This is a genomic window from Neobacillus paridis, assembly GCF_016765675.1.
Lineage (GTDB): Bacteria > Bacillota > Bacilli > Bacillales > Cytobacillaceae > Neobacillus > Neobacillus paridis.
The window spans coordinates 1-627 of record NZ_JAESWB010000424.1; the positions used below are offsets into that span (position 1 = coordinate 1).

At 66.0% G+C, this 627-nt stretch carries 1 protein-coding gene; it reads right to left on the minus strand.

The features are described 5' to 3' along the window. The coding region (locus tag JK635_RS29440; protein ID WP_202656469.1) for a hypothetical protein at positions 1–627 on the minus strand (627 nt) is incomplete at both ends.

Genomic DNA, 627 nt, shown 5'->3' on the forward strand with positions numbered 1-627 from the left:
GATACGGATGCCTTCATTCCGCGTGCGCCAATACAGCACGGGACCAGTGGGCGCCGCAGCCAGATAAGGCTTGTCGGAGTCGCCGTCCGTACGGGCCAGCTCGCCTTCCTTCCAGGTCTTTCCGCCATCATCGGACCGCCGCGTCAGGATGGCTGTGGACTGCCCGTCGAACTGCTTCCAGACGATGACGACCTGTTGGCCCTGCGCCAGGATATCGGCATGCGCCGCCTGGGCACTGCCGAGCGACACTGGCTCCGCCAAGGCGCCATCGGCCTTTGCCGCGGCATAGCGCACGCCGCCGCCATCGCCTTCCTTGCCGTTGAACCAGACCTGGTGACGCGTTCCGTCAGGCGTGTAAGCCAGTGAGGGACCGTGGTGCGGACAGGCATCGATACGCCAGTCATCGAAGGTCACGCGCTCGGGCGCTGATGCGCTGCCGTCGGGCTGGAGTCTGGCCAGTGCATGGTCACGTGCATTGGGAGCGAAGACGTGGCGCCAGTTGGCCACCGGCTTGCCCTCGGGGTCGAGCGCCAGGCCAATCCGGCAGCATTCGCAGGCGTGGTCGGCGATCTTGTAATCGCCTTTGAAGGTGGCCCCCTGGTCGCTGGAGACCGCGTAGTACACCGC